This window comes from Corynebacterium sp. NML120713 (assembly GCF_001875735.1).
Taxonomy (GTDB): Bacteria; Actinomycetota; Actinomycetes; order Mycobacteriales; family Mycobacteriaceae; genus Corynebacterium; species Corynebacterium pseudogenitalium.
Window position 1 is genome coordinate 249,846 of sequence record NZ_MLCR01000013.1, and the last position, 24,996, is coordinate 274,841.

Sequence of the window (24,996 nt, forward strand, 5' to 3'; positions counted from 1 at the left end):
TGGACTCCTTTGATGGTCGTGAACGATACAGATAATGGTAATACGTCTACGGTACAACAGTTGGAGCTAGAAAACTCAGTAGGTTGGTTTGTAGGAAGACAATCAGGCACACCGCAACCAAGAAGACCACGGAAAAGCCTGCAACTTTCTTAAAGAGTTCGGACTCTTTGCCCTCCAAATTCACAGCTGTCGCGGCAATAGCGAGGGATTGCGGCGAAATCATCTTTCCGACGACACCGCCGGTCGTATTTGCCGCCAACATCAGGTCCGGGTTGAGGCCCAACTTATTTGCAGCGGTGACTTGGAGGTTAGCGAACAGCGCGTTGGCGGATGTGTCGGAGCCTGTTACTGCCACGCCGACCCAACCAAGCACTGGGGCAGCGAATGCGAATACGCCGCCCATGTTGGCGAAAAATTCGCCGATAGAAACGGTCTGGCCCGAGTAGTTCATGACGTAGGCCAACGCGAGCACCAACATGATAGTGGTGGATGACCAACGCATGCGCCAGAAAGTATCGACGAACTCACGTCCCACCTGTGCCCAGTTGAGCTGGTAGAGACCGTTGCCGTCAAAGATCATGTAGGCGATAGCGACGATGAGGCCAGAAATGACCAGGAGCGTGCCGGGGTTGTTGATGTAGGCGAAGGTGTAGTCGGTGTTGATTGGCTCACCCAGCTGGTTGAAGAGCAGTCCGCGCTCGATAACAGGCCATGTCAGGCTGATCTTGAACGAGCTCAGCCACTGCGGAATGGTTGTGCCCAGGTTCGCTAGACCGAAGACGACAACCACGACTGCGTACGGCATCAGCGCCATCCAGACTCGGGTGCCAGGCAGTTCAGTATTGTCCTCGTACTCAGGCAAGCCGAGGCGTTCGCGGAGAGCGGCGGTAGTCGAAGGCTTCCAGAAGTGAAGCGCCACGAAGGCAGCCCCAAGGGCAACGATGCAGGCTACGACATCCGTGAGCTGGTAGGCGAAGTGGTTCGATGTCCACCACTGGGCAATGCCGAAGCTCAGTCCGATCGTCACCGCGATAGGTGCGGTTTCTTTGATGCCTCGCCAGCCGTCGATAATTGCTGCGATGATGAAAGGAACAAAGAATGCGAGCAGAGGGGTCTGGTGGCCAACGATCGCGGCGATGTTCTGCGTTTGCTCGAGGGTGCGGCCACCGACCTCGCCCGCGGTGGTAATGGGGATGGCGACGGCGCCGAATGCCACAGGCGCTGTATTTGCAATCAGGACTACCGTTGCGGCTTTCAAAGGTGGGATGCCGAGCGCCAGGATCATCGTCGCGGTAATCGCGACGGGTGCGCCGAATCCAGCGAGGGCCTCGAGTAGGCCACCGAAGCAGAATGCAATGAGCATTGCTTGGATGCGGACGTCGCCGCTGCCCATCTTGTCAAAGACCAGGCGAAGATCTTCAAAGCGACGCGATGCAACCGTAATTTGGTAAAACCAGATCGCGGTCAAGATCACCCACACGATTGGGAAGAGTCCGAACAATCCGCCGCGTAGTGCAGTCGCAAGTGCCATCTCGGTTGGCATGTTGAAGCCGAAGACGGCGACTGCAATAGCTGCGACCAGCGCTACTGCGCCGGATGTGTGCGCGCGGGCCTTGACCGCGAGCAGCATGAAGAAAAATGTGAGAAGGGGAATCGTGGAAACGAGCGCAGAAAGCCCGAGGCTTCCCCCTACTGCGTCGGTAATAATTTGAAACTTGTCCACTGAGACACTCCTTGGAGTCAGAGGGCTACACAAAATACCTCCCCAAAGTACTGTGGTGACATCTGCAATGAGAAAACCAAAAAGTATGCTAGGTCACACAAATGGATGAGGTCTGTAGAAGTTCAAGCTAGTAGCGTTTTCAGTACCTATGGTGGGGGTAGTCAAATGGGGGTCGCGCGGCATTTATGGGGGAATAGGGAGAATGTCCGGCACGTGAATTAGACTGTTTGCCCATGACTCCAGCTGATCTCGCTACAACAGTTCATGAAGCGACCGTCAAGGTGCTTTCCGACCACAATCTCGACGCATCCGTCGTGCCCGATGCAGTGACCGTCGAGCGTCCGCGCAACCCTGAGCACGGCGATTACGCGACGAATATCGCACTGCAGGTGGCGAAGAAAGCCGGTACGAACCCGCGCGAGCTTGCACAGTGGCTTGCCGACGCCCTCCTGGAAAACCCCGCAATCGCAGAAGCTGACGTCGCAGGCCCAGGGTTCTTGAACCTGCGCCTCGCCACGGACGCGCAGGGACAGCTGGTTGCGGACATCTTGGCGGCAGGCGAGACCTTCGGCAATTCATCTCTTCTTGACGGCCAGCGTATCAACCTCGAATTCGTCTCGGCGAACCCAACCGGCCCGATCCACCTTGGCGGGACCCGCTGGGCAGCTGTGGGCGACTCGCTTGGCCGCGTGCTAGAGGCGAGCGGTGCCGAGGTGACCCGCGAGTACTACTTCAACGATCACGGTGGCCAAATTGACCGCTTCGCACGTTCACTAGTAGCAGCGGCAAAGGGGGAGCCGACTCCAGAGGACGGCTACGGCGGCTCCTACATCAATGACATTGCCGCCGACATTGTGGCGAAGCAGCCGAATGCGCTTGATGGCAGCCCCGAAGACGTGCAGGAAACGTTCCGTGCCGCAGGCGTGGAAATGATGTTTGCTCAGATCAAGGAGTCCCTACACGAGTTCGGCGTGGACTTCGACGTGTTCTTCCACGAAAATTCGCTGTTTGAGAGTGGGGCCGTCGATAAGGCGATTGCAACGCTCAAAGACAACGGCAACCTGTACGAAAACGAGGGCGCCTGGTGGTTGCGCTCTTCCCAGTTTGGCGACGACAAGGACCGTGTCGTGCTGAAGTCCGATGGCGACGCCGCCTACATCGCGGGCGACATCGCGTACGTGGCAGACAAGTTTGACCGCGGTCACACACTGGCGATCTACATGCTTGGCGCGGACCACCACGGCTACATTGCGCGCCTCCGCGCCGCAGCGCAGGCTCTTGGCTATGACCCTGAGGCTGTCGAGGTGCTCATTGGTCAGATGGTCAACCTTGTGCGTGATGGCCAGCCAGTCAAGATGTCGAAGCGCGCCGGGACGATCATTACTCTCAATGATCTCGTGGACGCTATCGGCGTTGACGGGGCTCGCTACTCGCTCGTGCGCTCCTCTGTGGATTCCACGTTGGACATTGACCTTGACCTGTGGACTAAGCAGTCCTCCGACAATCCCGTGTACTACGTGCAGTACGGTCACGCGCGTCTGTGCTCCATCGCTCGCAAGGCGAAGGAAGCTGGCGTCACTACCGACGGCGCGGACGTTGCGTTGCTTGAGCATGAAAAGGAGGGCGACCTCATTCGTACCCTGGGTGAGTTCCCAGAGGTAGTGAGCACCGCCGCGCAGCTGCGCGAACCGCACCGAATCGCGCGCTACGCGGAGGAACTAGCTAGCTCCTTCCACAAGTTTTACGACGCCTGCCAGATCCTGCCGAAGCCTGGCGAGGAAGTTGAGCCGTTGCATACCGCCCGCTTCGCACTGGCGATGGCGGCGCGCCAGGTACTTGCAAACGCACTCGGCATGATCGGCGTGAGCGCGCCGGAACGGATGTAGGAGGAAGTACATGACCGCAGCGTTTGATGCGCTTCCCGCGCACGTATGGCCACGCAACACCAAACGAGAAGAAGACGGGGTCGTGACTATCGCTGGCGTGCCCCTTCCAGAGATTGCCGAAGAGTACGGTACGCCCGTCATGGTGGTGGATGAGGACGACTTCCGCTCGCGGTGTCGCGATATGGCAAAGGCGTTCGGTGACCCAGCACATGTGCACTACGCGTCGAAGGCGTTCTTGACCACGCACATTGCCCACTGGGTTGACGAGGAAGGCCTCGCGCTTGATGTTGCGAGCGAAAATGAGCTTCGCATTGCGCTTGCTGCAAACTTTCCGCCAGAGCGGATTACGGTGCACGGGAATAATAAGTCGCGCAGCTTTCTGCAGCTGTGCATCGATTCCGGGGTAGCGCACGTCGTCCTTGATTCTCACCAGGAGCTTCGAGAGCTCAATGAGCTTGCCGGGGAAATGGGGACCACCCAAGAGGTCTTTATCCGCGTGAAGCCAGGCGTAGACGCGCACACACACGAATTCATCGCGACGAGCCACGAGGACCAAAAGTTTGGTATTTCCTTGGCGTCTGGCTCTGCCTATCAGGCGGCGTGTGCCGCGATCGATGCGGAGCATCTGCGCCTGACCGGCCTGCACTGCCACGTAGGCTCCCAGGTCTTTGATGCAGAGGGGTTCAAGCTCGCCGCGGAACGTGTGCTTGCGCTGTATGCGCAGATTTGGACCGAGCGCGGCGTTGCGCTTGAGTACTTGGACCTTGGCGGCGGATATGGCATCGCGCAGCTTGAGGAAGAAGCGCCATTGGACGTTGCTGCGGTTGCGAAAGATCTGTTGGTTGCCGTCGACGAGGTTGCCGGTGAACTCGGCATCTCGTCGCCGACCGTGGTTGTCGAGCCTGGCCGTGCGATCGCCGGGCCATCCGCCATTACGCTATACAGCGCGGGCGTGGTCAAAGACGTCGAGATTTCGTACACCAAGACGCGTCGCTACATTTCCGTTGACGGTGGCATGAGCGACAACATTCGTCCAGCGCTTTACGACGCCGTCTACGAGGGCCGGGTGGTCAACAGGTTTACAGGCGGCCAGCCGGTGGCAACTCGTGTGGTGGGTTCCCACTGTGAATCCGGCGATATTCTCATCGAGGATGCTCAGTGGCCGGACGACATCGTCAGCGGCGACCTGATCGCGATGCCCGCGACAGGGGCGTATTGCTACCCGATGAGCTCGAATTACAACTCATTTGGGCGCCCTGCCGTGGTTGCGGTCCGGGCTGGAAAGATCAAGCCGATGGTGCGGCGAGAAACTGTTGAAGACATTCTCTCGCGTGAATATAAATAAGAATGTATTCTGTGCGAAATAGACAAAGCGGTACACTGCGCCGTAGCTGAACGTACCAGTATCGAAGTAGGAGAGAATCTAGAGATGTCGGTCGAATCTGCAGAGAGCCGTAACGGTAATTACCCAGGTAAGGGAATTGGTCAACCGGTCGGTGTCGCTATTTTGGGGAAAGGCACTGTGGGCAGTGAGGTGCTTCGCCTCATTCGGGAGTTTTCTGACAATCTTGAGCAGCGTATCGGCGGCCCACTTGAGGTGCGCGGTGTTGCGGTCTCCAACGTGGAAAAGCACAAGGATGCGCCTGAGGTGCAAGGCATTGAGCTGACTGATGACGCTCGCTCGCTGATCACTCGCGATGACGTTGATGTTGTAGTCGAGGTCATCGGCGGCATCGACTACCCACGTGAACTGGTGTTGTCTGCTCTGAAGGCAGGTAAGTCCGTTGTTACGGCAAACAAGGCGCTGGTTGCAGCGCACGGTTCCGAGCTTGCCGACGCCGCGAATGAAGTAGGCGTCGATCTCTATTATGAGGCAGCGGTTGCTGCGGCGATTCCAGTTGTTGGTATGTTGCGTCGCTCGTTGGCCGGTGACCAGGTTCAGCGCATTTCCGGCATTGTGAATGGTACGACAAACTTCATCTTGGACGCGATGGCTTCGACTGGAGCGACCTACGAGGAAGCACTCGCTGAGGCGACCCGTTTGGGGTACGCAGAGGCTGATCCGACTGCCGACGTTGAGGGGCACGACGCGGCTTCCAAGGCAGCGATCCTTGCCTCGATGGGCTTCCACACACGAGTCACGTTCGACGATGTGTCCTGCGAGGGCATCACGAAGATTACTGCTGAGGATATTGCTGCGGCGAAGCAGTCGAACCAGACGATTAAGCTGCTGGCGATCTGTGAGCGCCTCTACGACGAAAACGGCAAGACCACTGCCGTTAATGCTCGCGTTCACCCGACGCTCATCCCGAATGAGCACCCGCTGGCGAGCGTTGATAAGTCGTACAACGCCATCTTCGTCGAGGCTGAGGCCGCTGGCCGCCTGATGTTCTACGGTAACGGTGCTGGTGGCGCTCCTACCGCGTCTGCAGTGCTGGGTGACCTGGTCGGTGCAGCCCGCAACAAGGTGCACGGCGGCCGTGCACCAGCGGAGAACCCGTACGCGAACTACCCAGTGGTCGGCTTCGACGAGGTGGCGACTCGCTACCACGTGAACATGACCGTCAACGACCGCGTTGGTGTGCTGGCGGAGCTGACCCGAAAGTTTGCGGAGGCAAACGTGTCGCTCTCCGCAGTGCGCCAGGAGGAGTCCGGCGATGAGGCGCACCTGATCGTGGTGACGCACAAGGCGCTGGAGAAGGACTTGCGTGACATCGTGGAGCGCCTCTCGCAGCACCCGGATGTGCAGCAAATCAACTCGGTGATCCGCCTAGACGCCTAAGCTGAGATACCTACAGACAAGGAGCACATCATGGCGACAGACATTGAAGTAGGCCTGAAGGCGACTGTGACGGTGCCGGGTTCGTCGGCGAATTTAGGACCGGGCTTCGATACGTTGGGGCTCGCTCTCTCCATTTACGACACTGTCGAGGTTGAGGTCATCGAGTCCGGGCTTGAGGTGGAGATCTTCGGCGAAGGCGCCGAGGACCTGCCGCGCGACGGCTCCCACCTCGTAGTCAAAGCGATTCGTTCTGGCCTCAAGGCCGCTGATGTTTCTGTTCCAGGCCTTCGCGTGGTGTGCACGAACAACATCCCGCAGTCTCGTGGGCTTGGTTCGTCGGCCTCTGCGGCTGTCGCAGGCGTTGTAGCGGCAAACACACTAGCTGGTAACCCGCTTTCCACAGAGGAAGTTGTGCAGCTTTCCTCGGCGTTCGAGGGGCATCCTGATAATGCTGCCGCATCTGTGCTCGGCGGGGCGGTTGTCTCCTGGACCGAGATTCCTGTCGATGGTGTATCGCATCCGGTCTACCGGGCTGTCGGGGTCCCCGTGGATCCCTCGATTCGTGCGGTGGCGCTGGTGCCGAACTTCCACGCCTCGACCAACGCGGTGCGGCAGGTGTTGCCGAGCCACGTCACGCACACGGATGCGCGTTTCAACGTGTCGCGTACCGCGGTGATGACGGTTGCCATCCAGTCCCACCCCGAGCTGCTCTGGGAGGGCACCCGCGACCGCCTGCACCAGCCGTACCGTGCCGACGTGCTGCCGGTGACCGCTGAGTGGGTCAACCGCTTGCGCAACCGCGGCTACGCAGCCTTCGTCTCTGGTGCGGGCCCGACCGCGCTGGTTCTGACCACGACGGACGTTGACGAGGAGTTGCTTGACGACGCCCGCGAGGCCGGACTACGCGTCATCGAGCTCGAGGTAGCGGGTCCGGTACGCGGCGAGCTGACCCGCGCTTAATCCGTCCTGGCTGTTACAGGCCTGAAAGGGGGCGGAACTGTTCGACGCCCCCGCGCAGGCTCGCTGTGCCGGTCACACCGCGCGCATCGAGCGCTGCAACAGCTTGCGCTGAGCGCGCCCCTCGGGCGCACACCACAATGGTGCCGGGCTGCGCTTCTGGCGGTGTGTAGCCATCGATAATGGTGCCGAGCGGCACATTGATGGCGCCGTCAAGGTGGAAGTCAGCGAACTCTTCGGGCTCGCGGACGTCGAGAATCGTGGCGCCTTCCGGAATGGTGGTGACTTCCGCCGGTCCTTGTGGAGGTGCGCTCGTACGCACGCGCTCAGTGACCTCTGGGTCTGCGACAAGCGGCATGTACTCCCACATACCTGTGAGTGAGTCGAAGTAGCCAATCTGGCCAATTAGTGGCGAACCGAGTCCGGTGATGAGCTTGATGGTTTCCATTGCCATCGCGGACCCGACAACGCCTACAAGTGGACCGACCACGCCTGCCTGGGAACAAGAGGGCACGCTGCCTGGTGCTGGTGGAACGGGGAAGAGGTCCTCGTAGATTGGCCCGTGGCCTGCCCAAAACACCGTGAGCTGTGCTTCAAACCCGAGGATTGACCCCCACACGTGCGGCACGCCCAAGCGCGTGGCCGCGTGCGATGCGATGTGGCGAGTCTGGAAGTTGTCAGTGCCGTCGACGATGATGTCAGCGTCACTGAGCAGCTGCAGTGCGTTATCCCAGGTGAGGCGGTCGGATACAGTGCGGACGTTGATATCCGGGTTCAACGCCAGCATCTGTGCCTTTGCCGACGCCGTCTTTGCGGTACCGATGGCAGCGGTGGTATGGATGACCTGCCGGTGCAGATTGGACAGATCCACCCGGTCGTCGTCGATGACAGTGATCGTGCCGACGCCAGCACCGGCTAAGTACAGCAGGGTCGGAGACCCCAAGCCTCCGGCGCCAAGAACAACGACGTGGGCGTCGAAAAGTTGTTGCTGCTTCCTCTCACCGATGAGTGTGGTTTGCCGTAGGTAGCGCTCATCGAGCGTCATCGATACCAACCCACTGCGTTGCGCCGTCCGCCATGGACTGCTCTTTCCATATTGGGACCTGTGATTTCACTCTGTTGGTGACCTCTTCACAGGCGGCGAATGCCTCGGCGCGGTGCGCACTGGCCACGAGGACCAGGAACGCCATCTCGCCGATCGGCACGGAGCCGACTCGGTGGGCGGCCCAGATTCGCACCGGGTGTTGTTGGGCGATGTCTTCGACAATCGCGCGGAGCTCGTCTTGGGCGCTGGGGTGCGATTCGTACGTCAGCGAACGCACTGCCTGCCCGCCGTCATGGTCGCGGACAACGCCCTCAAAGCGGACGAGCGCACCCATGGAGCGCGTCATTGTAGCCGTGGCCGCATCCGCAGCGAACTGCTCAAGCGGCGTTTCGGTAATGCGTGCGTCGATGACGGTATTGACCTGCTCGGCGACGAACTGTGGGTCCGAAGTAGAGGCTGGTTGTGAACTAGTGCTCATGTGATCCTTCTATGAGTGCAGTGATGTGGTCGAGCAGGGGAGCGAGTACGGCACACCCGTCCTTCACCCCGCCGCGTGAACCTGGCAGTGTCATGACAAACGTGCGACCCGCCACTCCGGCGACAGCACGCGACAGCACTGCCGTCGCGACTTGCTGCTGGCCATAGGCCCAGAACGCGTGCACGATACCTGGCAGCTGCCGGTCCAACAGAGGCTCCACAATATCAACCGTTTGGTCATCCGGTGTAATGCCGGTTCCGCCCGAGGTCAGCAGTACCGACGGGGAAGCGCCGAGTGCCTCCTGGACCGCATCCGAAAGGTCGGCATCGGCCACGATGGTGGCGTCTGGAGTGTCGAACCCCGCTTCCCGCAGGAACCTGACCGCGATCGGACCTGACTTGTCCTCGTAGACACCTGCGGCTGCTCGCGTAGAAGCCACGATAACCCGTGCAGTACGTTGATTGGTATTCATAGGCACAATCTACAGCGGATAGACCATGACTGGTGTACCCGCGGGAACCGTAGCCGCGGCGGGAATGCGGATCAGGCAGGTCGCGGTGGCACCCTGGGTAAGCAGGTGCGAGCTTGTACCGTGGTACGGATGCACAAGGCCCTCTCGAATTTCACCGCGCAGGAACTGATCCTTGCCGGCGATTCCAACGCCCTCTGTATCTATAGCAACGCGTACGGGAGCCGGCGCGCGTCCCAACACTGGTGCGACGTACAGGACGAATGACACGATGGTGGAAATCGGGTTGCCTGGCAGGCTCAGCACAGGCACACCGTGAAACGCAGAGATGCCTTGTGGCCCGCCGGGCTGCTGAGCGACATGTCCGTACCAGCCATCCGTAAACACCTGACGGATGACCTCGAACTTGCCGTGGCTGATCCCGCCTGAGGTCACAATCGCATCCGGTTGGTACTCCTCGACCGCTGCTGCGACCTCTCGCTCGAGTGCCTCAGGATCGTCGTTGGTCAGTAGGCGCGCTACAACCTCGATGCCATGGCGCGCGGCTAGCGCCTCAAGCATCGGACCGTTCGAGTCCGGAATTGTCGCGGGGCCTGTGGCCTGGTCGCTCGGGGAGACCTCAGCGCCACCCGTGATCACTAAGATGCGAGCAGTGCGCTTGACCTCAACGGTCTCGATTCCCTGGCTGATCGCGGCGCCAACAAGCGCCGGTGTCACCCCATCACCGCGATGTGCAATGCAAGCCCCGGGCTGGATATCGCTGCCCGCAAGGCGCATGAACTGACCACGCTTGACCTCAGGGATCTTGACAGGTTCACCAGTCGCCCCGAACGTCGGCGGGGTGCAACGCTCCACTGGGACGACTGCTACCGTGCCACGAGGAAGTTTCGCGCCGGTCATGATCGGCGCCACAACGCCCTGCAGGCCTTCTGGATACAGTTCGTCGGGGTCAGCGCCTGCGGCAATCGTCGGGCCGATCGTCGCTGTGTGCGCTTTCACCTGCGTCAACGCGTACCCGTCCATTTGCGAGTTGTCGAAGGTCGGTTGCTTGCGCACGGCAACAACATCGGCCGCGAGCACACGCTGCTGCTTGCCAGCTTCAACGACGCTGATGCGCTCCGAAAGCCGAGGGCCGACGGCCTCGCGCACCGCATTCAGGTGCTCCTCAGTAGTTCGTGTCATGGCGCCTACTCTACGCGCCACCACCAGTTCGCTACCATGGACGACATGCAAATTCACTACTTTGCCGCCGCACGCGCGGCCACAGGCGTCGCACAGGAAGAAGTTGGGAACTTTGCCACACTGCAGGAACTGCTTGCCGACGCCGCTTCGCGCCACAACGGCACCACCGACGCAGGCCAAACGCTCGCAGACATCCTGGCGCGCTGCACCTTCCTGATCGACGGAAAACGCGCCCAGCAGACTGACTCGCTCGAGTCCGCTGAGCGCGTTGATGTCTTGCCACCGTTCGCTGGGGGCTAATCCGTCGGCTTTGGGTAGATGGCGATGTCATCCGTTTTGACGTAGCACGTCACAGATGCGCCGGGCTCAATGCCCGCATCGAGTGCTTCCTGACGCTGGACTGGGAGCGCCACAACCGCACCGTGGACGTCGAGCTCCACAGTGAGGCCACCCGAGGTACTGACATCGACTGTGGCCACGGTGGCCTCCAGCGAGTTGTAATCTCCCGGCGCTGCTCCGGCTGGGACGTGCAGCGAGACGTCCTGCGGCGCGAAGACTACGACGGCATGCTCATGCTGTTCGCACTGCTCTGAGGCGACACCGGTGAGCTCACCGACTGTGGTTGCCACGCACGCAACGGAACCTTGGTGCGCGGCACCCACCATGTGCGCTGGAATCCAGTTCACGCTAGCGGGCAACCAGTTCACGCCAGCGAGCCGTGCAGAAAACTGCGTCGCCGGAACTTTGAGCTCCTCGGCCGTCGGCCGCAGGCTGATGACGTTGCCTCGGTCCATTACCGCAACGTATTCCGCAAGGTTGGCCACGTCCAATGGGTTGTGCGTAATCACGATCGTGGTGCGGTCGTGCGCTGTAGCCCGCAGTACCTGGCGCCAGTGATGCGCAGAGTTCACGTCGATCGCAGCGAGTGGCTCGTCAAGAATTAGCACGCGGGGGCGCGGGGCGAGCGCTCGTACTAGCGACACCTGCGATGCTTGACCGCCAGAGAGAGCACGGACGGGGACGTCGGCAAGGTCGCACAGGCCCGCTGAGGTCAGCAGCTCAAGTGCGCGCTGTTTGCTGCCAGTGACCATCGCGACAGCCTTCAGTGGGGTCGACGTAGGTGGCAGACCGGGGTTCTGGGTAAGCAACACAACTCCGCGTTTGTGCGCCGGGACAAGCTTGCTCGACGACGTGCCCGCATCAACCACGCGGTCGCCGATCAAGGTGCGCAAACCGCCGAGGCGCCCTGCAATCCTGCCGACCAGAGTGGTCTTTCCCGAGCCGTTCAAGCCTATGAGCGCCGTCGTGGCGTTCGCAGGGAACGTTGTTTCACCGATGACGACGGGTACGCCCCCGTCCTCGGGGCTTGTCAGTAGGCGCAGCCGTTCCGTGTCCACCTCGTGGGTGGCGCGAGCGACTTCACGGGAGCGCGTACGCGAGAGGAAGACCGTCGGTAGCGTCGATGCGGTAAGTGTGAGCACCGCCAGTGCGATGAGGATGGCTGATAGCCCATACGCGACGTCCTGATCTACTTCGCGGGCAATATAGATGCCCAACGGCATGGTGCGCGTTGTGCCAGGCATAGAGCCGGCGAAGGTCAACGTGGTGCCGAACTCGCCGAGCGAGCGCGCAAACGCCAGCCCGGCCGCAGAGACGAGTGAGGGCGCGATTGCAGGCAGGATTATCTTACGAGTAATCGTCGAGGGGCTCAGCCCCACGCCTGCGGCCGAGTATGTAATCTCCGGATCGAGTTGCCGCAGCGCCGCGTCAAGTGTGATGACAACGAACGGCAGCGCAATGAACACATGTGCAGCGACGACACCCGGAAACGCGAACGCGAACTGAATATGCAGCGCGTCCAACAGCGGCGCAGCCAAGCCTCGGCGTCCGAGAAACGCGCTGAGCGCCAAACCACCGACGACCGGCGGCATCGCTAGCGGAAGTAGCACGAGTACTCGCGCAAGGCCTGCACCTCGTCGCAAGTGTTGCATCCATAGCGCAAGCGGTGTGCCCAGCAGGAGTGTGATGACGCACGCCAGGACAGCGGAGCGCAGCGTGACGCGGAGCAACTGCTGTGTCGATGCGGAGGCAAGGATCTCACCGAGCTGGTCCCATGGCACACGTGCACCAAGCGCCAGGATCGGCAGCACAATGGCGGCGAGTGCAAGAAGCGCCAGGCCCCACACCAACATTGGTGTCTGGCGTGGGGCCTGGCGAAGCGTTGATTGCTGCATGAATACGGACTCTACCCGGTGGTTACTGTTGCGCAGCAGGGGTGAAGCCGTACTTCTCCCACACCACGGCCATTTCTGGGCTTGCAAGCAGTTCGAAGAGATTCTGCGCGGCAGCCTCGTCGGTGGTGTTGGTGGTTACAGCGGCGACGAGGGAGTTCGGTTTCTCATTAGCGTGAGGGATATTGAGAACCTCAACGCCATCACCAGCTGCAGCAGCGTCGGTGCGGTACACGAAGCCAGCGTCGGCCTCGCCGGAGACAACCTTGCCCAGGGTGTCGGAGACGCTGTGTTCCAGAGATACAGGGTTGATGGTGAGATTGTTCGCCGCGACAAGCTCGTTGGTCACCGAGCCACATGGGACCTGCGCATCACACACAACCAGGTTCACATCCTCTTTTTGGACATCCTCGACGCTCTTGATGCCCGCTGGGTTGCCTTTCGGCACCACGAGCACCATCGAGTTCGTCGCCACGACTTTCGGATTCTTTGCGACGCCCGCCTCGACAGCTTTGTCCATATTCTTCTGGTCAGCTGTGATCAACACGTCACCAGGTGCGCCCTCCTTCAGTTGCTGCACCAGGTCAGAAGAGCCGGCGTTGACGAACTCGAGGTTGCTCTCCGACATTTCCGAAAGGTCCTCGTTGAGTACGCGCGTGGAAGCCGCGCCCATCACGATGAGGTCGCTGGGTGCCTCAGCGGTCGGTGCTTTTGAGGCGGCGCTTTCGGAATCGGTGCCACCGGCGCAGGCGGTCAGACCGGTCGCGGCCAGGGCAGCCACGAACAATGTGGCAAGGCGAGTAGAGCGCATGAGAACTCCTTCGAGTACTGGTTTGAATATGAATATAAATTATCTTAAAAAAGGGGTAGACACGAAGAATGCCCCCGGAAGAAGAGCTCCGGGGGCAGCACTGGCGAGCGGGTTGAAGCACTAACGCTTCAATTGACGTCCGTTCGAGCGGATCGGCTCCCACTGGGCCTCAGAGCGGCGGCCCTGGACCTCTTCACCGCGCGAGCGGTAGACCACGTACGGCCTGGTGGAGTAGCCGACCGGTGCAGAAAATGCGTGGACGAGGCGGGTGAATGGCCAACATGCAATCAATGTGAAGCCAGCAAGCACGTGGACCTTAAACTGCCACGGAGCCTGCACCATCAGGTCCGGCATCGGGTTGAAAATCAGCAGCTGGCGCAGCCACGGCGAAATCGTTTCGCGGTAATCGTATCCGCCGGGCACACCGAAGACCTGCGTCGAGACAGTCGCGATAAAGCCGGAGCAGATCGCGATTGTCAAGAACACATACATGAACTTGTCGGAGGTGGCCGTCGATAAGAACACCGAACGGTTGACCACACGACGGTAGAGCAAGCCGAGCAACCCCAACACCACGGCGATACCCGCAATCGTGCCAGGAATCGTTGCGATGAGGTGGTAGGCATGGTCGCTGATACCCATGCCTCGGGTCCAAGTCTTCGGAATCGCTAGACCCATGAGGTGGCCAATGACCACGAAGACCATGCCCCAGTGGAACAGTGGCGAGGAGAGCCGCAGCAACTTCGATTCGTAAATCTGTGACGAGTGGGTAGTCCAGCCCATCTGGTCATAGCGCCAGCGCCAGATAATGCCGATGACAAACGCAGCGATGGCCAACCAGGGAAAGGCCACCCACAGGAATTCTTCAATACCAGTCATAGTGAGTTCAGTCCTTTAACTGTGGTTGGGAGATGCCGTTGGAAACGGCAGGGGAGTAGTTTCAATACCGACCATCTCCGCAGGAGGGCCCTGGCGAATCAGGTTGATGTAGCGAGCGATAGTTTCCTCGTCGATGCTGGGCAGCAACATGCACACAGCCGTGAGCAAGTGAGCGTACGGGCTACCCAGTCCGACCAGAGCGTGACGCAGCACCTCGAGGCCGTCTCGGTGCGCGGCAATCATCTCTAACGCGTGCTGTTGGGAGTCGGAGTCAGCGAACGCAAGCGCTTCCAGGACGACGCAAAGGTGGTCCGGCAGCTCCTCCGAGATCTCTTCCATCCCTAGACCTTCCAACTGTTGACGAAACGCCAAGATCGCGGCACCGCGCTGGCGGGTATCACCAACCGAGTAGTAGGAGAGGTGCAGCGCGCAGCGACGCCGCTGGTCGAAGGTCTCGACGTAGTGCTCCTGGAGTGGCAGAAGTCCGAGGCTACGTGCCCTGCCGATGAACTCCGCGATTTCCGCAGCAATAGGGCCTGGAAGCAGCCCGAGCTGTTCCTCGATGGTCTCCAACGTGGAGAAGAACTCCTCTTCTGGGTACCGCAACGTGAGGCTGAGCGCCATCGCTGCGATCTGACGCTGCTGCGTATCACACGCCACTGGTGCCACTAGTTCCTCGGGTACAACCCCGATTTGGGTTCGGGTGCTCATTACTGCTCACCCTCGCGTCGCGCGACGTTGCCGTCAGCACTCGGTCCTTCCTCGACCGGGTTCGGCGTTGGAGTCGATGCTTCCGGAGCAGCAGGGCGGTAGTTCTCGCTTGCAGTCTTCGGCTCGCGAGTCTTCAACGCGGTAGGGAACATCGCGTCAGGACGGTCGCCGGTCCACGACATGAGGGACACCTTGCCAGGCTGCGCGTTGTCGGCCTCTTCGTGGCAGGCGCTCGGCGCACCCATGCCCAGGTTGGCCATCAGGTCGCCACTGGCAGGGTCGACGCCACCAAACGGATCCAGCGAGGAAACACCACGCGGGGTCTCCGGCGAGGTGGTCGGGATGACATAGCGGTCGTCGTACTTGGCGATCGCCAGCAGGCGATACATCGCTTCCAGGTCTTTGCCAGTCATACCGACTGCGCTCGCAATCGCCTCGTTCGTCGGCTGGCCTAGGTTGATGTCGCGCATGTAGGAACGCATCGCGGCGAGCCTACGCAGCGAAAGCTCGACTGGGACGGTGTCACCTGCAGTGAACAGGCCAGCCTGGTACTCGAGTGGGATACGCATGTTGGAGATCGCGCTGAGCAGTACCTTGTGGTCTTCGCCGTCAGCGCCAGTCTTGGTCACCTGATCGACGATCGGCGATAGCGACGGGATGTACCACACCATCGGCAGTGTGCGGAACTCTGGGTGTAGCGGCAGCGCCACACCGTACGTGAAGATCAGATCGTAGATCGGGGAGTTCTGCGCAGCCTCGATCCAAGAGTGAGGGATGCCCTCTTCGGTCGCAGCCCGGACGACCTCAGGGTCGCGGGGGTCGAGGAAGAGCGACTTCTGCGCCTCAAACAGATCCTTCTCATCGGGTGTCGACGCCGCTTCGGCAACACGGTCCGCGTCGTAGAGCAGCACACCAAGGTAGCGCAGGCGGCCCACGCAGGTTTCCGAGCACACCGTCGGCTGGCCAACCTCAATACGCGGGTAGCACAACGTACACTTTTCGGCCTTGCCTGTCTTGTGGTTGAAGTACACCTTCTTGTAAGGGCAGCCCGAGACGCACATGCGCCAGCCACGGCAGCTGTCCTGGTCGACCAGGACGATGCCGTCCTCCGTGCGCTTGTACATCGCGCCCGACGGGCAGGAAGACACACACGTTGGGTTCAGGCAGTGCTCGCAGATGCGCGGAAGGTAGAACATGAAGGACTCTTCAATTTCCTTCTTGACCTCCAGGTTCATCTTCTCCAGGACGCGGTCCTCGTCCATGGTCGCAGTCGAGCCACCAAGGTTGTCATCCCAGTTCGAAGACCAGGAGATTGTGTCGATTGGCTTGCCGGTGATCTGCGACTTCGGACGCGCAGTCGGCTGCGTCTTCTGCCCAGCCGGGGCGCTAATGAGCTTCTCGTACTCATAGGTCCACGGCTCGTAGTAGTCCTCGATCGTCGGCATGTTCGGGTTGTGGAAAATAGTGGCCAGACGCTTGATACGCCCACCCTGGCGTGGCTTGAGCTTGCCGCTGCCGTCAAGCTTCCAGCCGCCCTTCCACTTGTCCTGGTCCTCCCACGAGCGCGGGTAGCCCACGCCGGGACGGGTTTCAACGTTGTTGAACCAGATGTACTCCGTGCCTTCACGGTTGGTCCATGCCTGCTTACAGGTCACCGAACACGTATGGCATCCGATGCACTTATCCAGGTTCATGACCATGGCAATTTGCGCCATTACTCGCATTAGTACTGCACCTCCTGGGAGCGACGACGGATGCGGGTAACCTCGTCGCGGTTGTTGCCGGTTGGGCCAATGTAGTTGAATCCGTAAGTCAAGTGACCGTAGCCACCAGCCACATGCAGTGGCTTAATGGTGATGCGGGTCAGCGAGTTGTGCGTGCCGCCACGTCGGCCGGAGCGCTCGTTCAGCGGTGTGCCCACTGTGCGTTCCTGCGCGTGGTTCATGATGACCGTCCCCTCCGGAATACGGTGGGTGACCACAGCACGCGCCGAGACAACGCCGTTGCGGTTGTAGAGCTCAACCCACTCATTGTCCTTGACACCGATCTTCTGTGCATCCGTGTCAGACATCCACACAACCTGCCCACCGCGGGAGATGGAGAGGACGTGGAGGTTGTCGAAGTACTGGGAGTGGATCGACCACTTGTTGTGTGGGGTGAGGTAGCGCACCGTGATCTCCGGGTTGCCGTCCTCACCCTTGAGGACCTCGCCTGGGCGAGTCTCGCCGTTGAGACGCATGCGGTCAAGCGGTGGCTTGAACACAGGAAGCTGCTCGCCGTAGTCGATGAACCAGTCGTGGTCGATGAAGTAGTGCATACGACCGGAGAGCGTGTTCCAAGGCTTATCCATCGCCAGGTTCAGGGAGAACGCGGTGTAGCGGCGTCCATCACGCTTGTCGCCGGACCACTCAGGAGAGGTAATGACTTCTTGCGGGCGTTCCTTGACCTTGTCCCAGACGATCTGGGCGTCCTCGGTGCCTTCCCAGAACTCGCTTGTGTCCGAGCCGAGCATCTTGCCCAGATTCTCGAAGCCGTTGCGCGCAACCTCACCGTTGGACACACCCGAAAGGTGAAGGATCGCCTGTGCTGCCTTCACGGCGGAGTTCAGTGCAGGCCGGTCACCCGCAGAGGCAGTTTCAGCGACGCCGTTCATGCCGAAGAGTTCACCAACCTGCTTTTCGACGTTAAACGGCGTGCCGTGTACATTCGTGCCAGCCTTCTCGGTCAGTGGGCCGAAAGACATCCACTTCTCGAAGATCTTGGTGTAATCACGCTCAACTGGAACCAACTTTGCCATCGTTTGGCCCGGAACCATGCCGACTTCCTTGACATCGGGCACCACGCCGTTTGCCATGTTCGGGTTGATCTCATCCGGAGCGTCGTGAGAGATAGGCGCAGTGACGACGTCCGTCTGCACACCCAGCCACTTGCCGGCCATGCGGGAAACAGCGTCGGACATGTCGCGGAAGATCTCCCAGTCGCTGCGGGCTTCCCACGGCGGGTTGATCGCAGCGTTAAACGTATGGATGAACGGGTGCATATCCGTCGTAGACAAGTCGTTCTTCTCGTACCAGGTAGCCGCAGGGAAGACGATGTCAGACACCAGGGTGGTGGAGGTATTACGGAAGTCCGTAGTCATCATCAGGTCGAGCTTGCCCATCGGTGCCTCGTCGCGCCAACGAATCGACTTCGGGCGCTCACCCTCGGCCAGCTCCTCCGCGGAGACATCCGAATCAACGCCCAACATGTGGCGCAGGAAGTACTCGGTGCCCTTCGCCGACGATCCCATCAGGTTCGTGCGCCAGTTCAGCAGGATGCGAGGCCAGTTCTCCGGGGCATCCGGATCCTCAGCAGCGAACTCCATCTGACCCGACTCGAGCTGGTCGACGATGTAGTCCTTCACATCCATGCCCGCCTCCTTGGCTTGCTCAGCGAGCAGCAGTGGGTTGCGGTTGAACTGCGGGTACGACGGCATCCAACCACGCTTCATGGCCTCGACCAGCGTCTCCGACAAGAACTTATCTTCCGACGCACCCTTACGCGCCAGAGGCGAGGCCATCCTGGAGGCCTTCGAGTTGTCGTAGCGCCACTGGGAGGTAGTCAGGTAGTAGAACCCGGTGGTGATCATGTGACGCGGTGGACGGTTCCAGTCATTTGCGAACGCGTACTGACTCCAGCCCGACTGCGGACGCAGCTTCTCTTGGCCCACGTAGTGCGCCCAACCACCACCGTTGACACCCTGGGTGCCACACATAGAAGTCAGTGCGAGGAAGGTGCGATAGATGGAATCCGCGTGGACGTAGTGGTTCACGCCTGCGCCCATGATGATTTGGGAGCGGCCCTTCGAGTCCAGTGCGTTCTGCGCAAACTCGGTGGCGATGCGTTCGATCTGCGCAACTGGAACATTGGATAACTCCTCGGCCCAAGCAGGGGTGCCGACCTCGGAGGCGTCGTTAAAGTCAGCCGGCCAGGAGCCTGGCAGCTGCAGCGTCGGGCGGTTCACGCCGTAGTGCGCAAGCATGATGTCGTACACGGTGGTGACGGTGCGGCCAGCAATCTTACGGACTGGGACACCGCGACGGTATACGCCAGCGCCGATAGGACCATCCGAGTTCAATGCCTCACGCGAAGCATCCATGTCGAAGCGTGGGAAGCATACTTCGGCGGTGCCGAAGGAGTTTGTGTCGGCCATGGACATCACCGGGTTGGCGTTGTCATGACGCAAGTTCCACTTGCCAGGTTCGGTCTTGTAGTGGTCCGCGATGGTGCCACCTGGATCGACAACAGTGCCGTCTGCTTCAATGTTGAGCAGGCGGTACTGGGCGTTATCGCTGTTGGCCAGGGCGGCGTCATCAAGCTTGTCTGCGGTGAGGAACTTGCCTGGAGTGAAGGTGCCGTCCTCGAGCTGATCAAGCTCCACCAGGAACGGTGCATCCGTGTACTTGAGCATGTAGTCCATGAAGTACTGCGGCTGCTGCGCAACGTGGAACTTGCTCAAAATGACGTGGCCCATCGCGAAGGCGAGGGCGCCATCAGTGCCCGGCGACATGCGCATCCATTCGTCGGCGAACTTCGCTGCATCGTTGTAGTCCGGAGAAACCACAACGATCTTGGTGCCCCTGTAGCGCACCTCAGTCATGAAGTGGGAGTCCGGAGTACGGGTCACCGGGATGTTGGAGCCCCACATCATCAGGTAGGAAGAGTTGAACCAGTCGCCGGACTCTGGCACGTCAGTCTGGTCGCCGAACGTCTGCGGGGAGGCAGGCGGGAGGTCCGCATACCAGTCGTAGAAGGACAGCATCGCGCCGCCGATCAGACCCAAGAAACGGGTACCGGCAGAGTAGGAGACCTGGCTCATCGCAGGAATCACTGTGAAGCCAGCGATGCGGTCTGGGCCCCACTGCTTGATGGTGTACACGTGCGCTGCTGCCGCGATCTCGACAGCCTCTTCGTAGGCCACGCGCACCAAACCGCCCTTGCCACGGGCGCCGACGTATGCGCGGCGCTTGACCGGGTCTTCCTGGATCGCACGCCAGGCAAGTACTGGATCGCCGTCGTGCTGCTTCTTTTCGTGGCGGTACATCTCCAGTAGCGCGCTGCGCACATACGGGTAGCGGATACGCGTCGGTGAGTAGGTGTACCAGGAAAATGAAGCGCCACGCGGGCATCCGCGAGGTTCGTACTCTGGGAAGTCAGGACCAGTGGTGGGGTAGTCGACAGCCTGGGACTCCCAGGTGATGACGCCATCTTTGACGTAGACCTTCCAGGAACAGGAACCTGTGCAGTTCACACCGTGCGTGGAGCGCACCATCTTGTCGAAAGACCAACGGTTGCGGTAAAACACGTCAGCTTGGCGGCCGCCCTCGAGGAAAATCTGCTGGCCGGAAGGCGTGACGTCGCCTTTGCGAACGAACCCACCGAGTTTGAACAGCGGGTTGGACTGTGTCGCATCAGTCATGGTTCACAATCTCCTTGAATGAAAGTGAGAAAACGGGGTCGTGAAGAGGGAAGAAGCTATCCCGGGAACGGAGCGTTCGGGCGGGCGTAGTAAATCCACGCGAGTGCTGTTGCGAAGATGAAGTACACAACGCAGCCCCAGAAGAACGTTGGAGCGCTCATCAGCGTGAGCAGAACACCGACGATGAACGGGCCGAACGCGGCGATTGCGCCGGTGAAGCCGATGACGCCGCCTGCCTGACGCTTTGGCAGAATCATTGGCATCTGCTTGAATGTGCCAGCGTTGCCGATGCCAGCGAAGACAGACATGGCCAGCATGGTGTAAAAGAACGGTGCCGCGGCGTCACCACCACGGGCAAGGAAAATTGCGGCAATTGCAGTGGTGACCGTCATGCCAACACCAGCGACGAACGTCCAGATTGCGCCGCCGTACTTGTCGCACAGTGGGCCCCACAGTGCGCGAACCAGGGCCCCGAGCAGGGCGTACATGAATGCCCAACCGAGCAGCTTCGTCGCGTTGTCGCCGAAGGAGTTCTTCATCAAGAGCGCGAGCTGAGCGCCGAATCCGGAGACGGCGCCGAACGTCATCACGTAAATGATGGTGAGGATCCAAGTGTTCTTGTTTCCGAAAATATCGATCTGCTGGCGGAAGTTTGCCTTCACCGGAACGTCCTTCAGCATCAGCCAGGACACGATGACCATGATGATGACCCAAGGGACGAAGAAGGCCGGAACGTTATGCACGTTGATCGCGGTACCTGAACCATCCGAAGCCTCGATCGTGCCGATCATCGTGATGCCGATGAGCCAAGGCGCCAGCAACAGTACGAACGACATGCCGAGGTTGCCCAGGCCTGCCTGGAGGCCGAGCGCCGTACCGGACTTTGCCTTCGGGAAGAAGTACCCCGTCGACGGCATAAAGCCTGAGAAGATACCGCTGCCGATACCTGTCATAAAGGACAGGATCATGAGCGTCGCGAATGAAGTCTCAGGACTCTGGACCGCAAAATACCAGCCGACCAGTGGGATGAGGAAGAGTGCTGTCGAAAGCGTAATGAGCTTTCGGGTACCAAGAACTGGTGGCAAGAACATCCAAATCAGGCGGAAGATACCAGCCGCCAGTCCTGGGACTGCAGTCAGCCAGTAAAGCTGTGCAGCAGTGAGGTCGAACCCGATCTCATTGAGGCGCGGCGCGACCGCCGCAACGATGTACCAGGTGACGAACCCGAAGAACATCGAAATTGTGGTGATCCAAAGTGTGCGCCATGCGATTCCGGCGTCCCACTTTTCTGGATCTTCAGTGTCCCAACCGGTGAGTACCCGTTGGGAGGTGTCGAGCTTGGACATGGGGTGAAATCCTCTTCAAAAATACGATAAAGGTCTATGTGGTCCGGGTGGATAAAAATGTTAGAAATACCCGAAACTACTATTAAGGATAGTGGCAGTGAACTGCTACTATCAACTTATCCACGAGAAAAGCCGTGTATTATTACGCAACATATGTGTGTCGTAATTCGGTGATTTGTACAGATGCTGGTGTTTGTGCAGGGAAGGAACACTTCATGGAATCAACTACGGCCCCTACAGCGGTAGTTATCGTCGTTTCTGACCGGGTTTTTGGGGGTGAGCGAAAAGACAAAGCGTCCCCCGAAGCTAGTCGGTTGCTCACTGAAGCTGGATTTCAGGTCGCACAACCCGTGATTATTCCAGAAGGCGACGAAGCGCTCCGCAATGCAATGGCACAAGCGGTGGAAGGCGGGAACTCGCTCATCCTCACCTGTGGTGGTACCGGACTGGGGCCCCGAAACCTCACCCCGGAAGTAAGCGAAGAGTTCATCTCCACACGGCTCCACGGCATCGAAACCCAAGTACTGATCGACGGGCTGGAGCATTCACCGCGCGCCGGACTTTGCCGAGGCCTCATTGGTCTCACTTCCCGGGAGCCTGGTGCAAGCCTCATCGTCAACGCCCCGAGTTCGCACGGTGGCGTGCGAGACACCCTCGGTGTCATCCTTGCGCTGTGGCCGAGTCTGACAGAGTGGGTTCGCTAACCAGACGCTACTCGGTAGCGGGAAACTCGACGTCCCCAAGCTCGTCGAGTTCCAACCGCGTATCGTAGTCGCGCTCAGCGCCAGTGCCCTGGACTCGTACTACGTGCTCAACCGCGTCGAAGAGGCGCTTCGCGGGAATGTCGCGTGAGCCCGCAGCGTCGAGTGCAGCTACTAAGGAGGCCCGGTTCCACACCGCACATAACGGTTGCAGATACCCATCCGCAGCTTCAACGACCGCAACGTCCGCACCGTCGCGAGCGGCTCGAGAGAGTACCGGGATCAGTTCAGGGGATCGTGGTGCGTCGACGGAGACGATAGCGACGAAGGGGGCGTCGATACGCGAGAGCCCTGCAGCAATCCCTGCGACGGGACCCCCGAACGGCGGATCCTCACTCACCGTAGGCATTCCCAGCGGTTTCGGACTGACGACGATGCGCGGCACATCATCAGGAATGCGGGCGCACACCGCATCAACGAGGCGGGTGCCATTCACTTTCACCTGGGCTTTATCGGCGCCCATTCGTGTCGAGCGTCCCCCAGCGAGCACAATGACGCCAACACCCTCCCACTTGTGTTGCACGCTTCGCACGCCTCGCACGCTATGTCTCGGGAAGCTCGCGCGACCAGTCGCCAGAGCGGCCACCAGACTTTGCCACGATCCCCATCCGGTGCACATAAGCCGAACGGTCGACACCCTTGACCATGTCCACGATGGCAAGTGCCGCAACGCTGACAGCGGTCAGCGCCTCCATCTCGACACCGGTGCGGTCCGCCGTGCGAACGGTGGCCTCGATGAAAACGTGGTCTTCGCGCAACTCCACGTCTACCGCGCAACCGTGTACGCCAATCGTGTGGGCGAGTGGCAGCAAGTCCGGCACGCGCTTCGCAGCCGAAATGCCTGCGACGCGTGCAACGGCTAACACGTCGCCTTTCGGCACGGTGCCTTCACGCAGTGCCTTCATCACCTCAGGCGAGCAAGCGACTTCACCTTGCGCGGTTGCATTCCGAACGGTTGGCTGCTTCTCCGTAACGTCAACCATGTAGGCCTGGCCAGCAGCATTGAGATGGGTAAATTTCATGTTGAGTCTTTCTTTCTTTAAAACAGCATCACTGGGATGCGAGTGGGGGCGTCGGTTCCAGGGGCAAGGACCGCGATTCCGTCCACTGCAGGTAGGGAAGCAACGAATCCGGAGCCGCCATGTCCGCCGGCAAAGGCTTCAGCGCGGACAGCACCGTGTTCGGTGTGCAGGCGCACAGGTACGAATACATGACGATCAGCACGCGGGGCGGGGAAGTGCGTATCGACGTCCGCTTCCACCATTGTTCGCTCGTCCATGCTGCAACGCGTGTGGTTTCCTGCACTCGCACGCAGTAACGGGATCGCGTACAGCGCGCACGAGACGAACGCCGCAACTGGATTTCCGGGCAGGCAAATAAATGCAGCGTCAGACCAACGTCCAACGCCCTGAGGACTTCCCGGGCGCTGGGCGACATGGCCGAACCACATATCTGGTGAGGAGGCTGTGATAGTGCGGACTACGTCGTACGCTCCAGCGCTGACTCCGCCGGTAGTGACCACGATGTCTGCCTGCTGCGCGGCCTGCTGGAGTAAGACCTCGGTCGATTGCGTATCGTCATCAGCGTGCATCGTGAATACCTTGGCGTAGCCGCTTTCGCGCAGAAGCGTCGCCACCATTGGCAGGTTTGAATCGGGAATTTGCGCGCCGCGAATGTCGCCGGGCCAGGCAACGAGCTCGTCGCCAGTAGAGACGACTGCGGCGGTCGGGCGTTCGAAAACGTCCACAGTGCGGACACCAGTGGCGACAAGTGCGGCGAGTGTGCCAGCATCAATCCGTGTTCCCTCTCGCGCAACGACTTCACCGACGCCGACATTCTCACCAGCGTGTCGGATGTGGGAACGGCCAAGGTCAACAGAAGTGATCTGGACCTCGTTAGGGAGAGGATAAGGGCCTCGGGGGATATTCGTCTGCTCGACTGGGACGACATGAAGACTGTCCTGTTGCGGCATCGGTGCGCCAGTCATGATTCGGACTGCATGGCCAGCTGGGCAATCGATTGCGTCATGTCCGGCCGGGATCTCACCAGCTACAGGCAGTACCCACGGCCCGTCACCGAATAGATCCGACTCGTGGGCTACGAAGCCGTCGACCGCCGAGTTTGAAAAAGGTGGCACTGGGAACCGTGCCACGACGTCGGCTGCGAGTACCTGGCCTACGCAGTCACCTAATGGGACATCGCGCTTAACGCGGGGCCGCGCCGCAGCCAGGACACGGGCCAAATGTTCGTTGACAGAAGGAAGAGTGTTCATTAGTT

The 24,996-nt window shown here is 60.2% G+C and carries 20 protein-coding genes and 1 pseudogene; 6 read left to right on the forward strand and 15 right to left on the reverse strand.

Annotated elements, in window-relative coordinates:
* Positions 1–46 precede the first annotated feature (46 nt).
* Positions 47–1,723: an L-lactate permease gene (locus BJP06_RS07530; protein ID WP_071573386.1), complete on the reverse strand. Its 1,677-nt coding sequence runs from the start codon at positions 1,721–1,723 to the stop codon at positions 47–49.
* A 233-nt stretch (positions 1,724–1,956) separates the two neighbouring features.
* On the opposite strand from BJP06_RS07530, the gene argS reads away from it, so the two are divergent.
* From argS to thrB, 4 genes are all read left to right on the forward strand, one after another.
* On the forward strand, positions 1,957–3,609 hold the full coding sequence (gene argS, locus BJP06_RS07535) for an arginine--tRNA ligase (RefSeq protein WP_071573387.1): 1,653 nt from the start codon (positions 1,957–1,959) through the stop codon (positions 3,607–3,609).
* Positions 3,610–3,619: 10 nt separating this feature from the next.
* Positions 3,620–4,954, forward strand: a complete 1,335-nt coding sequence (gene lysA, locus BJP06_RS07540) for a diaminopimelate decarboxylase (RefSeq protein WP_071573388.1) — start codon at positions 3,620–3,622, stop codon at positions 4,952–4,954.
* 84 nt (positions 4,955–5,038) lie between these two features.
* Entirely contained in the window at positions 5,039–6,391 is a 1,353-nt protein-coding gene (locus BJP06_RS07545; RefSeq protein ID WP_070362639.1) for a homoserine dehydrogenase, read from the forward strand.
* A 30-nt stretch (positions 6,392–6,421) separates the two neighbouring features.
* Complete coding sequence (gene thrB, locus BJP06_RS07550; RefSeq protein ID WP_070362638.1) at positions 6,422–7,351, forward strand: homoserine kinase; 930 nt, start codon at positions 6,422–6,424, stop codon at positions 7,349–7,351.
* 13 nt (positions 7,352–7,364) lie between these two features.
* Here the strand turns inward: thrB and BJP06_RS07555 are convergent, their stop codons facing one another.
* The 4 genes from BJP06_RS07555 to BJP06_RS07570 are packed head-to-tail and all read right to left on the reverse strand — an operon-like array spanning position 7,365 to position 10,522.
* A complete protein-coding gene (locus tag BJP06_RS07555; RefSeq protein ID WP_071573389.1) occupies positions 7,365–8,393 on the reverse strand; it encodes a ThiF family adenylyltransferase in 1,029 nt (342 codons plus the stop codon).
* A complete protein-coding gene (locus BJP06_RS07560; protein WP_070479506.1) occupies positions 8,380–8,871 on the reverse strand; it encodes a molybdenum cofactor biosynthesis protein MoaE in 492 nt (163 codons plus the stop codon). Before BJP06_RS07560 ends, BJP06_RS07555 begins: the two co-directional genes overlap by 14 nt.
* Positions 8,861–9,343: a MogA/MoaB family molybdenum cofactor biosynthesis protein gene (locus BJP06_RS07565; protein ID WP_070479507.1), complete on the reverse strand. Its 483-nt coding sequence runs from the start codon at positions 9,341–9,343 to the stop codon at positions 8,861–8,863. Before BJP06_RS07565 ends, BJP06_RS07560 begins: the two co-directional genes overlap by 11 nt.
* Before the next feature lie 9 nt (positions 9,344–9,352).
* Positions 9,353–10,522, reverse strand: a complete 1,170-nt coding sequence (locus BJP06_RS07570; RefSeq protein ID WP_070362634.1) for a molybdopterin molybdotransferase MoeA — start codon at positions 10,520–10,522, stop codon at positions 9,353–9,355.
* 45 nt (positions 10,523–10,567) lie between these two features.
* Here BJP06_RS07570 and BJP06_RS07575 point away from each other — a divergent pair, with 45 nt between their 5' ends.
* On the forward strand, positions 10,568–10,822 hold the full coding sequence (locus tag BJP06_RS07575) for a MoaD/ThiS family protein (RefSeq protein ID WP_070363540.1): 255 nt from the start codon (positions 10,568–10,570) through the stop codon (positions 10,820–10,822).
* Here the strand turns inward: BJP06_RS07575 and BJP06_RS07580 are convergent.
* From BJP06_RS07580 to BJP06_RS07610, 7 genes and pseudogenes are all read right to left on the reverse strand, one after another.
* Positions 10,819–12,756 (reverse strand): ATP-binding cassette domain-containing protein, encoded by a 1,938-nt coding sequence (locus BJP06_RS07580; protein WP_071573390.1) that lies wholly within the window; start codon positions 12,754–12,756, stop codon positions 10,819–10,821. The genes BJP06_RS07575 and BJP06_RS07580 overlap by 4 nt on opposite strands.
* A gap of 22 nt (positions 12,757–12,778) precedes the next feature.
* The gene (modA, locus tag BJP06_RS07585) at positions 12,779–13,564 is read right to left on the reverse strand and encodes a molybdate ABC transporter substrate-binding protein (protein ID WP_071573391.1); all 786 of its coding nucleotides are present in this window, start codon (positions 13,562–13,564) and stop codon (positions 12,779–12,781) included.
* 120 nt (positions 13,565–13,684) lie between these two features.
* Positions 13,685–14,443 (reverse strand): respiratory nitrate reductase subunit gamma, encoded by a 759-nt coding sequence (narI, locus tag BJP06_RS07590; RefSeq protein WP_070362631.1) that lies wholly within the window; start codon positions 14,441–14,443, stop codon positions 13,685–13,687.
* A 15-nt stretch (positions 14,444–14,458) separates the two neighbouring features.
* Positions 14,459–15,154 carry a nitrate reductase molybdenum cofactor assembly chaperone gene (gene narJ / locus BJP06_RS07595; protein ID WP_071573392.1) on the reverse strand — a complete coding sequence of 232 codons (696 nt, stop codon included), beginning with the start codon at positions 15,152–15,154 and terminating at the stop codon, positions 14,459–14,461.
* 143 nt (positions 15,155–15,297) lie between these two features.
* Positions 15,298–16,878, reverse strand: a pseudogene (gene narH / locus BJP06_RS07600) (nitrate reductase subunit beta); the annotation flags it as partial.
* Positions 16,878–20,612: a nitrate reductase subunit alpha gene (locus BJP06_RS07605; RefSeq protein WP_071573393.1), complete on the reverse strand. Its 3,735-nt coding sequence runs from the start codon at positions 20,610–20,612 to the stop codon at positions 16,878–16,880. The pseudogene narH and the gene BJP06_RS07605, both read right to left, overlap by 1 nt.
* A 56-nt stretch (positions 20,613–20,668) precedes the next feature.
* Positions 20,669–21,958 carry an MFS transporter gene (locus tag BJP06_RS07610; protein WP_071573395.1) on the reverse strand — a complete coding sequence of 430 codons (1,290 nt, stop codon included), beginning with the start codon at positions 21,956–21,958 and terminating at the stop codon, positions 20,669–20,671.
* A gap of 215 nt (positions 21,959–22,173) precedes the next feature.
* Between BJP06_RS07610 and BJP06_RS07615 the strand changes: the two genes are divergently transcribed.
* Positions 22,174–22,662, forward strand: a complete 489-nt coding sequence (locus BJP06_RS07615) for a molybdopterin-binding protein (RefSeq protein WP_071573397.1) — start codon at positions 22,174–22,176, stop codon at positions 22,660–22,662.
* A 7-nt stretch (positions 22,663–22,669) separates the two neighbouring features.
* On the opposite strand, the gene BJP06_RS07620 is transcribed toward BJP06_RS07615, so the two are convergent.
* The 3 genes from BJP06_RS07620 to BJP06_RS07630 are packed head-to-tail and all read right to left on the reverse strand — an operon-like array spanning position 22,670 to position 24,991.
* Positions 22,670–23,251 carry a molybdenum cofactor guanylyltransferase gene (locus tag BJP06_RS07620; protein WP_255365814.1) on the reverse strand — a complete coding sequence of 194 codons (582 nt, stop codon included), beginning with the start codon at positions 23,249–23,251 and terminating at the stop codon, positions 22,670–22,672.
* 10 nt (positions 23,252–23,261) lie between these two features.
* Positions 23,262–23,741: a cyclic pyranopterin monophosphate synthase MoaC gene (gene moaC, locus BJP06_RS07625; RefSeq protein ID WP_071573401.1), complete on the reverse strand. Its 480-nt coding sequence runs from the start codon at positions 23,739–23,741 to the stop codon at positions 23,262–23,264.
* 17 nt (positions 23,742–23,758) lie between these two features.
* Positions 23,759–24,991: a molybdopterin molybdotransferase MoeA gene (locus BJP06_RS07630; RefSeq protein WP_071573402.1), complete on the reverse strand. Its 1,233-nt coding sequence runs from the start codon at positions 24,989–24,991 to the stop codon at positions 23,759–23,761.
* Positions 24,992–24,996: the final 5 nt, after the last annotated feature.